Origin of the sequence: Indiicoccus explosivorum (assembly GCF_002167005.1) — a bacterium.
Classification (GTDB): domain Bacteria; phylum Bacillota; class Bacilli; order Bacillales_A; family Planococcaceae; genus Indiicoccus; species Indiicoccus explosivorum.
Map to the genome: position 1 here is coordinate 60,786 of NZ_NHTN01000026.1, position 8,820 is coordinate 69,605.

The following is an 8,820-nucleotide window of genomic DNA, read 5'->3' on the forward strand; positions in this document are numbered from 1 at the left end:
TCTACAGTTTATTATAGCACAAAAGCCTGTAATCGCCGGATTCAATTGTGAACAAGCATTGAATTCGAGGCTTCGGCTGCCAGATTAGAAAAATTACAGAATAAGTTTAACAAAGGGGGCGTGCGGGCTCAAGGCGGAAGGCTCGCAACAGCTTTTTCTGATGCTAGTGGGATTGTGCGCCGTTACTACCAAAATGGTCGACGTTACTACCGAAAACACCTCGTATACTACCGATACGCAACAATGTACCACGAATTAATAAAGAACCGCTGTGATAATTGTCACTTTGGAGTACCATACCCGTAAAGTCAGGTGCGAATCGCATCCGGTTGGCAACTTTTTACCGAGTGTCCGCTAACCCGCCGCCCCCGCCTTTATTCCCCTCCGCCAACAAAAAAAGGCGCAGACTCAGCTGCACCTTACATCCGTTTCTTGATCTCGTCCCATGCTTCGTCTTTCCCCAGGCCGGTCTCCGAGGAGAAGACGATGAGCGAATCGCCGTCTTCGACCTGGAGGGCTTCCCGGATGATCTTTTTGTGCTTCTGCCATTTGCCTTTCGGGATTTTATCGGCTTTCGTGGCGATCAGCACGCACGGGATTCCGTAATGCTTCAGGAAATCGTACATCATGATATCGTCCTCTGTCGGCGGATGCCGCAGGTCGATGATCTGGATGACCGCGCGGAGCACGTCGCGGCCGGTGATGTAGCGCTCGATCATTTTGCCCCACGCTTCCCGTTCTTTCTTCGAAACTTTCGCATAGCCGTAGCCCGGCACGTCGACGTAGTACAGCTGGTCCTCGATTTTATAAAAATTCAGCGTCTGCGTCTTCCCCGGTTTCGAGGAAATCCGCGCCATCGCTTTCCGGCCGATCATTTTGTTAATAAAGGAAGATTTGCCGACGTTGGATCGGCCGGCCAGCGCGAATTCCGGCAGATCCCCTTCCGGATACTGCTCCGGCCTCACCGCGGAGATGACGAGTTCGACGTTATTGACGTTCATTGGAAATCTCCTTCGAGCGCCACGTTGAGCACTTCATCCGCCTCGGACACGAGCTTGAATGTCAGCGCATCCCGCACGCTTTCCGGAATGTCGTCGATGTCGCGCTCGTTCTCTTTCGGCAGGATGATCGTCTTGAGTCCGGCGCGGTGCGCGCTAAGCGTCTTCTCTTTGACGCCGCCGATCGGAAGGACGCGGCCGCGCAAGGTGATTTCGCCCGTCATGCCGACTTCACGGCGGATCGGCCGTTTCGAGAGCGCCGATACGAGCGCGGTCGCGATGGTGATGCCCGCGGACGGGCCGTCTTTCGGCACGGCCCCTTCCGGAACGTGGATGTGGATGTCGAAGTTTTCATGGAAATCCGGATCGATGCCGAGCGATTCGGCCCGTGCCCGGACGAACGACAGCGCCGTCTGGGCGGATTCCTTCATGACATCCCCGAGTTTTCCGGTCAGCAGAAGTTTTCCGCTGCCCGGTGACAGCGACACTTCGATCTGGAGCGTATCCCCGCCGACGGCCGTGTACGCGAGACCTGTGGCGACGCCGACCTGGTTCTCCGTCTCTGCCTGGCCGTAGCGGAATTTTTTCTTGCCGAGATATTCCTCGACCAGTTCAGGAGTCACCGTGATGGATTCCTTCTCACCGGCGATGAGCTGTTTCGTCACTTTCCGGCAGATGGACGCGATCTGGCGTTCCAGATTCCGTACGCCGGCTTCCCGGGTGTAGAACCGGATCACCGACAGGATTGCGTCGTCTTCAAACCTGAGCTTCTCCTCCGACAGGCCGTGTTCTTTCAGCTGCTTCGGAATGAGGTGGTTTTTCGCGATCGACTGCTTTTCGCCTTCGGTGTAGCCGGCGATCGTAATCACTTCCATCCGGTCGCGGAGCGGTCCGGGAATGGAGCCGAGATCGTTCGCCGTCGCGATGAACAGCACTTGCGAAAGATCATACGTTTCTTCTATATAATGGTCGCTGAATGTCGAGTTCTGTTCCGGGTCGAGCACTTCGAGCATGGCCGAAGACGGATCGCCGCGAAAATCGTTCGACATTTTATCGATTTCATCGAGCAGGAACACCGGGTTGACCGTCCCGGCTTTCTTCATTCCTTGGATGATCCGGCCGGGCATCGCGCCGACATACGTCCGGCGATGGCCACGGATCTCGGATTCATCGCGCACGCCGCCGAGCGACACGCGCACGAACTTGCGGTCGAGCGATTCGGCGATGGAATGGGCGAGCGATGTCTTCCCGACGCCCGGAGGTCCGACGAGGCACAGGATCGGTCCGCGCAGCGACTGCGTCATCTGCTGCACCGCCAAGTACTCGAGCACCCGCTCTTTCACGGTCTCAAGCCCGTCATGGTCGCGGTCGAGCACTTCCGCGGCGTGATTGATATCGAGCCGGTCCTCCGTCTGTTCCGACCACGGAATCGACACGAGCCAGTCGATATAGTTGCGGACGATCCCGCTTTCCGCGGCTGCCGCCGGGAGCTTTTCATAGCGGTCGAGCTCTTTGAGCGCCGTCTTTTCAGCGGACTCCGACATGCCGGCTTCCTCGATGCGCTTCTTCAGCTCGACGACTTCAGCCGATTTCCCGTCCTTGTCCCCCAGCTCTTTCTGGATCGCTTTCATTTGTTCGCGCAGGTAGAATTCCTTTTGCGTCTGCTCCATCGCTTTCTTCACGCGCTGGCCGATCCGTTTTTCGATTTCCTGCACTTCCTGCTCGCTGTGGAGTTTCGTGATCAGTTTCTCGAGCCGCTCGCTGACATCGAACGTTTCCAGGATGTCCTGTTTGCCGCCGATCTTCAATGGCATATGCGAAGCGGCCATATCCGCCAGACGGCCGGGTTCCTGGATATCCGACACTGTATTGATCGTTTCCCGGTTCACTTTTTTCGTGTTCTTGGAATAGCTCTCGAACTCTTCCAGCAGCATGCGCATGAGGGCGTCATGCTCCGGCGTGCGCGCCGTGCTGTCCGGATAAGCCGTCACGTCCACTGTCGTGAATTTCTCGCCGTCCTCGTAGTTCGCCCACTGGCCGCGCTCGATCCCTTCGACAAGCACCCGGATCGTGCCGTTCGGCAGCTTCAGCATCTGCTTGACGCGTGCGAGCGTGCCGGTTTCATACAGGTCGCCCTGTTCCGGCTGCTCGATGCTCATTTCCTTCTGGGTGGCGAGGAAAATGATTTCATCGCCAAGGAGCGCCTGCTCCAGCGCCGCGACGGACCGGTCCCGGCCGACATCGATGTGCAGCACCATCGTCGGGAAGACGAGGAGCCCGCGGAGCGGCAGAAGCGGCACTTGTTTTTTCACTTCATTCGCCATAATGGAAGTCCACCTCCAAAGAAATAAAAGCCTTTCGGCTGAAAAAAACGGCTGGCTCTGTTTGACGCAAAAAGCGCACGATCAGAACCAGCCCGTATCCCGTCATTTATGCTGAGGTTTTTTCATCTTTAATAAATTCCGAACCGTCCGTCAGGATCAGTTTCGGCTGTTCGTTCTCCGTGACCGTCTCTTTCGTGATGATGCATTCGACGATATCTTCACGCGACGGCAGGTCGAACATGACATCGAGCATGATGTTCTCGATGATGGAACGCAGGCCGCGGGCGCCGGTCTTCCGTTCGATGGCAAGCTTCGCGATTTCTACGAGCGCTTCCTGTTCGAACGTCAGCTTCACGCCGTCGAGCTCCATCATTTTCTCGTACTGCTTGACGAGCGCGTTCTTGGGCTCCGTCAGGATCTGGACGAGCGCATCCTCATCCAGCTGCTCGAGGCTTGCGAGCACCGGCAGACGGCCGATGAATTCCGGGATGAGACCGAACTTGAGAAGGTCTTCCGGGATGAGCTTGCTGAGAAGCGATTCCCCTTCTTCCACTTCTTTGTTCGGATCCGAACCGAAGCCGATCACTTTGCTGCCGAGGCGGCGCTTGATGATCTGCTCGATGCCGTCGAATGCACCGCCGACAATGAACAGGACATTCGTCGTATCGATCTGGATGAATTCCTGGTGCGGGTGCTTGCGCCCTCCCTGCGGCGGGACGCTGGCAGTCGTCCCTTCCAGGATTTTCAGGAGCGCCTGCTGCACCCCTTCACCGGACACGTCGCGTGTGATCGACGGGTTCTCGGATTTGCGTGCGACTTTATCGATTTCATCGATGTAGATGATGCCTTTCTGGGCGCGCTCCACATCGTAATCGGCGGCCTGGATCAGCTTCAGGAGGATGTTCTCGACATCCTCACCGACATAACCCGCTTCCGTGAGCGATGTCGCGTCCGCGATGGCGAACGGCACGTTCAGGATGCGCGCGAGCGTCTGGGCAAGAAGCGTTTTCCCGCTTCCTGTCGGCCCGATCAGGACGATATTGGATTTCGAAAGTTCGACGTCATCGACCTTCGAATTGGAATTGACGCGTTTATAATGATTATATACAGCAACGGACAGCGACTTTTTAGCCCGGTCCTGACCGATGACATAGCCATTCAGGATCTCTAGGATCTCTTTCGGTTTCGGCACTTCCTTGAACTCGGTCTCTTCCTCTGTACCGAGTTCCTCTTCCACGATTTCAGTGCAAAGATCGATACACTCATCACAAATGTAGACACCGGGTCCGGCAACCAATTTGCGGACTTGTTCCTGCGGTTTTCCGCAGAACGAGCATTTCAGGTGATCTTTTTCATCGTTGAATTTGAACACTGTAATTCACCCCTATTCAAGCTCTAATATTATAAGATTATGCAGATTGTCGCAACTAATTAGATTCGCCGCAGCAGCCCGCTATGATATTCCGCCGAAGCGGCTGAAAAGGTCTTCTATGTATGAAAGACAAGGCGCTCACATGCCGCCTTGTCTTTCGTTGTAAGGGTTGCTTATTTGCTTTCTTCCGTGCTTCCTTCGCCGGCATCCGCGGCGCCTTCGCTGATTTTCGCGTTTTCCACGAGGAATTCCACCGTGTTCTGCATGCGGATATCATTTTCCAGCATTGTCGTCCCGCCGAGAGCCGCTTTGATCTGCTCTGTCTCCATGTTGAACTGGCCAGCCATCTTCTCCAGTTCTTTGTCGATGTCTTCAGAAGTCACTTTCAGCCCTTCCGCTTCAGCGATCGCCTCGAGCGTCAGCGATACACGGACGCGCTTTTCCGCATCGTCGCGCATCTGGTCGCGCAGCGCCTGCTCGTCCTGACCGGAGAACTGGTAGTACAGATCGAGGTTCATGCCCTGCTGGGACAGACGCTGTTCGAAGTCCTGGAGCATGCGGTCGACTTCCGTCTCCACCATCGCTCTCGGGATGTCGATCGTCGCGTTTTCAGCCGCTTTTTCGACAAGCTGGTCGCGGAGCGCCATGTCGGAAGCGCTGATTTTCTCGTTCAGCAGATCTTCTTTCAGCTTCGCGCGCAGCGCGTCGAGGCCTTCGATCTCTTCGTCGATCTCTTTCGCGAATTCGTCATTCAGGTCAGGCAGGACCTTCGACTTCACTTCTTTGATCTTGACTTCGAATGTCGCTTTTTTCCCGGCGAGTTCAGCAGCGTGATATTCTTCAGGGAATGTCACTTCCACTTCTTTCTCTTCACCGGACTTCGCGCCGATCAGCTGCTCTTCGAATCCCGGGATGAATGTGCCCGAGCCGATTTCGAGGGAATACTCCTCGCCTTCGCCGCCTTCGAATGCTTCGCCGTCGACAAAGCCTCTGAAGTCGATGACCGCCGTGTCGCCTTCTTCGATCGGCTCATCTTCCTTCAGTTCGAGTTCCGCCAGCTGTTCCTGACGCTCTTTGAGCTGTTCTTCGATGTCTTCGTCCGATACGTCCGTCTCCTGCTTCGTCACTTCGAGGCCTTTATATTCGCCAAGTGTCACTTCAGGCTTAACTGTCACTTTTGCAGTGAAAACGAGCGGCTTGCCCTTTTCCATCTCTTCGATGTCGATTTCCGGACGGTCGACAGGCTCGATGCCCGCTTCCTCCACCGCGTTCGCATAGGCATCCGGCAGAATCGCATCAAGCGCGTCCTGATAGAGCGATTCCACACCGAAACGTTTCTCGAACATTTGACGCGGCATTTTCCCTTTACGGAATCCCGGTACGTTGATTTCCTTCACGACTTTCTTGAATGCTTTGTCAAGCCCTTCGTTGACTTGCTCCGCAGGCACTTCTACCGTCAGAACGCCTGTATTGCCCTCTTGTTTTTCCCACTTAGCTGACATTTATACACCCTCCAAAACAATATTTTCGCAAACCCGGCAGGTTTTCTTCGATTTTTGCAACTCTCTTAGTATAGCATACCACATACGTGTTTCAACTGATTTACCCATTCCGGAGTTCGAACCACGCCTCCGCACGCAGCAGGAGCTGCAGCAGTTCCGGATTGCCGGAATCGGGCGCCTCCCCGGTGAAGACGGCGTCCAGATAAGCCAAGTAGCCGTTCGCCACTTCCGCCGGGCTGAATTCATCCCATTGGAAGGGGAATAAAAGATAAACATGGCGGTCGAACAGCTCCGTGATCATTTCGAGCCGCGTCGGATCTTGTGTCAGCGCAGCTTCAAACTGCTTTTTGATCACGTTCAGCCGGTCGCTCGTCAGCGGATCCGGCAGATTGGAAATATGGAATGTACCTATGTAATGGAATTTCTCGATTTTAACAGTCGCTTCCGCATGCGCGCGGTGCAGCATGAATAAAATATATGTCTTCGCCAAGAGGTCCACCGCCGGATGTTCGACCGCCCTCACCATTTCATCCTGCAGCTGTCTGAATGCCCCAGGTTCAAGCGCCATGACGGTCCGTTCCTGTTCCGCATGGGACAGTTCCAGGAACTCTTCGATATTGAAAGGGACCGGCGGTTCTTCCGTCCGGGACGGCATCTGATCCTGGATCCGCTCATTCAGCTGCTGCAGCTGCCTGAACTGGGCAATCCGCTCTTCCGGCAGGACCCCTTCACTGATCAGCATGTCGATCAGCTCTTCCGCTTCCCCATACCGCCTCAGCTGCATCAGCAGACTGATATGGAGCTCCATCGTTTCCAAGTAATGGAGAGGGCCGATTTTCAGCAATTCCTCTGTCGCCTCGAGCGCTTTTCCGTATTCCCCGAGTTCATACAGCGCATACGCATAAGCGCCGAGTGCGGCCGGATTGGCGGGTTCGAGCGCCAGCACTTCTTCCATTTTGGTGCGGGCTCCCGCGAAATTCTCCTGCTGAAGCGCAGTGACACCTTCTTCCATCAGGCGGTCGATGGCTGTCGGAAAAATGATGACATTCCCCTTCCGCTTCAGTCGGCCATGCTTTTTATACATTTCGATCACCTCCTGCTCGTTTTCATTTTACACGCGGAAAGCCGTTATATGATAGAAGATGACTTGCATTCAGAAAATGAAAGGGGTCTCCGGCAAGCGTCCTTTAACTTCCTTGCCCGAACCTTTTCAGTGCTTGACGTCTTCAAGGACGTCGAGAGACCCTGCCTGTTGTTTCGTGATGATGGATAACTTTCCGTTCCCTTCCAGCACGACCACTTTTACAAGGTCCATCGAACCGACCCCTTTCTCCCTCACAGCGGTCCGGATCTCCTCTTTCATCACCCGCTCTTTCCGCATCGCCTCTTCATTATACACGCCGTCCTCGTACATGCATTTCGGCGTCGGAGTGATCGCTTTCTTAAAAGCCCCTGATTTTCTTTCCAAAAATCCGATCATGAACTGAATGAACGTAAGCGACCCTAACGCGAGCGCCCCCTCCACGAAGGACAGCGCTTTCGTCAGAAGGATCGTCGCGATGGTAGACCCGAACGCAATGGTGATGATCGACTCGAACATGTTGTATTGCAGCAAAGTCCGTTTACCTGTGATCCTCATAATGATAATAAGGTATATGTATATAAGTACGGCCATCAGTAAAATCCGCCAAGTATTCTCCCAGCCGTCAAAAAAGAAACTCTCCAACTTGAAATTCCCTCCTTCTGCAAAAAAGCGGACAAAAAATGCTCATTCAGATCCCGTCGGTCCTCCATTCCGCCAGCCGGCGTCATGTCCGCGAATTATCTATGCCTTCCAGCGCATCGTGCGTACTGCCGTTGTCTTTTTTGATAACCGAAATGGAACCGTCGCCTTCTAGCACGATCGCCTGCACGTTATCGAGCGAACTCATGCCCTGCTGCCGGACTTTCGCTTTCAAATCATCCACCCGAAGGCGCTGGCGCTGTAATTCCTCATCATAGAATTCCCCTTCCCGATACAGAAAAGAAGGATCTGCTTTCAGCACATTTTCAATCCGGCGGGAATTCATCATTCCTTTAGAGGCAGCGTATTGCAGGACGGTCAGCATCAGCAGGATGACCGCCCCTTCAGCCAGCGACACGTGACTGCTCGTCAAAATGCTGGCCAGCGTCGCCCCGTATGTAACCGTGACAATAAAATCGAACATGTTCGCTTTTGTGAGCGTCCTTTTGCCGAACGTTCTGAGAAGCAGGATCAGGAGCGGATACGCGAGGAGCGTAATCAAAAATGCGCGAACCAAATCCTTCCATCCGTCATACAGCATCGTTTCCAGCATAAGCCCCCTCCTCTCCGAGCCGGTAATTAACTTTACCCCTCCGTCGCCTGTTCAAACAGCGAAAAAGCGCACCCGCCGACGCGGATGCGCTTGCACTATCGAATTTTCTTTTTTGACTGTCTCACTTCATTCTTAACGCATCAACATACCTGTCCATCCATTTTTTAAGGGGCAGATACGCGGATTTCAGAACCGATCTGCAAGTTGTACGGATCGACGCCCGGATTCCACTCGTACAGTTCGTCCAGCGTCACACCTTTATGCAAGTTCGCAATACTGATCAGCGTC

At 54.4% G+C, this 8,820-nt stretch carries 7 protein-coding genes; all 7 read right to left on the reverse strand.

What is annotated here, in order from left to right; translation table 11 throughout:
* Nucleotides 1–419: 419 nt before the first annotated feature.
* The 7 genes from yihA to CCE92_RS09385 all read right to left on the reverse strand — a co-directional run bounded on the left by yihA (nucleotide 420) and on the right by CCE92_RS09385 (nucleotide 8,532).
* Complete coding sequence (gene yihA / locus CCE92_RS09355) at nucleotides 420–1,001, reverse strand: ribosome biogenesis GTP-binding protein YihA/YsxC (protein ID WP_088007263.1); 582 nt, start codon at nucleotides 999–1,001, stop codon at nucleotides 420–422.
* Nucleotides 998–3,322, reverse strand: a complete 2,325-nt coding sequence (lon, locus tag CCE92_RS09360) for an endopeptidase La (RefSeq protein WP_088007264.1) — start codon at nucleotides 3,320–3,322, stop codon at nucleotides 998–1,000. Before lon ends, yihA begins: the two co-directional genes overlap by 4 nt.
* A 106-nt stretch (nucleotides 3,323–3,428) precedes the next feature.
* Nucleotides 3,429–4,694: an ATP-dependent protease ATP-binding subunit ClpX gene (gene clpX, locus CCE92_RS09365; protein ID WP_088007265.1), complete on the reverse strand. Its 1,266-nt coding sequence runs from the start codon at nucleotides 4,692–4,694 to the stop codon at nucleotides 3,429–3,431.
* Nucleotides 4,695–4,867: 173 nt separating this feature from the next.
* Nucleotides 4,868–6,196: a trigger factor gene (tig, locus tag CCE92_RS09370; protein ID WP_088007266.1), complete on the reverse strand. Its 1,329-nt coding sequence runs from the start codon at nucleotides 6,194–6,196 to the stop codon at nucleotides 4,868–4,870.
* A gap of 100 nt (nucleotides 6,197–6,296) precedes the next feature.
* Nucleotides 6,297–7,280, reverse strand: a complete 984-nt coding sequence (locus tag CCE92_RS09375; protein ID WP_088007267.1) for a tetratricopeptide repeat protein — start codon at nucleotides 7,278–7,280, stop codon at nucleotides 6,297–6,299.
* A gap of 126 nt (nucleotides 7,281–7,406) precedes the next feature.
* Nucleotides 7,407–7,922: a DUF421 domain-containing protein gene (locus CCE92_RS09380; RefSeq protein WP_088007268.1), complete on the reverse strand. Its 516-nt coding sequence runs from the start codon at nucleotides 7,920–7,922 to the stop codon at nucleotides 7,407–7,409.
* An 82-nt stretch (nucleotides 7,923–8,004) separates the two neighbouring features.
* A complete protein-coding gene (locus tag CCE92_RS09385) occupies nucleotides 8,005–8,532 on the reverse strand; it encodes a DUF421 domain-containing protein (RefSeq protein ID WP_088007269.1) in 528 nt (175 codons plus the stop codon).
* Between the last annotated feature and the right edge of the window lie 288 nt (nucleotides 8,533–8,820).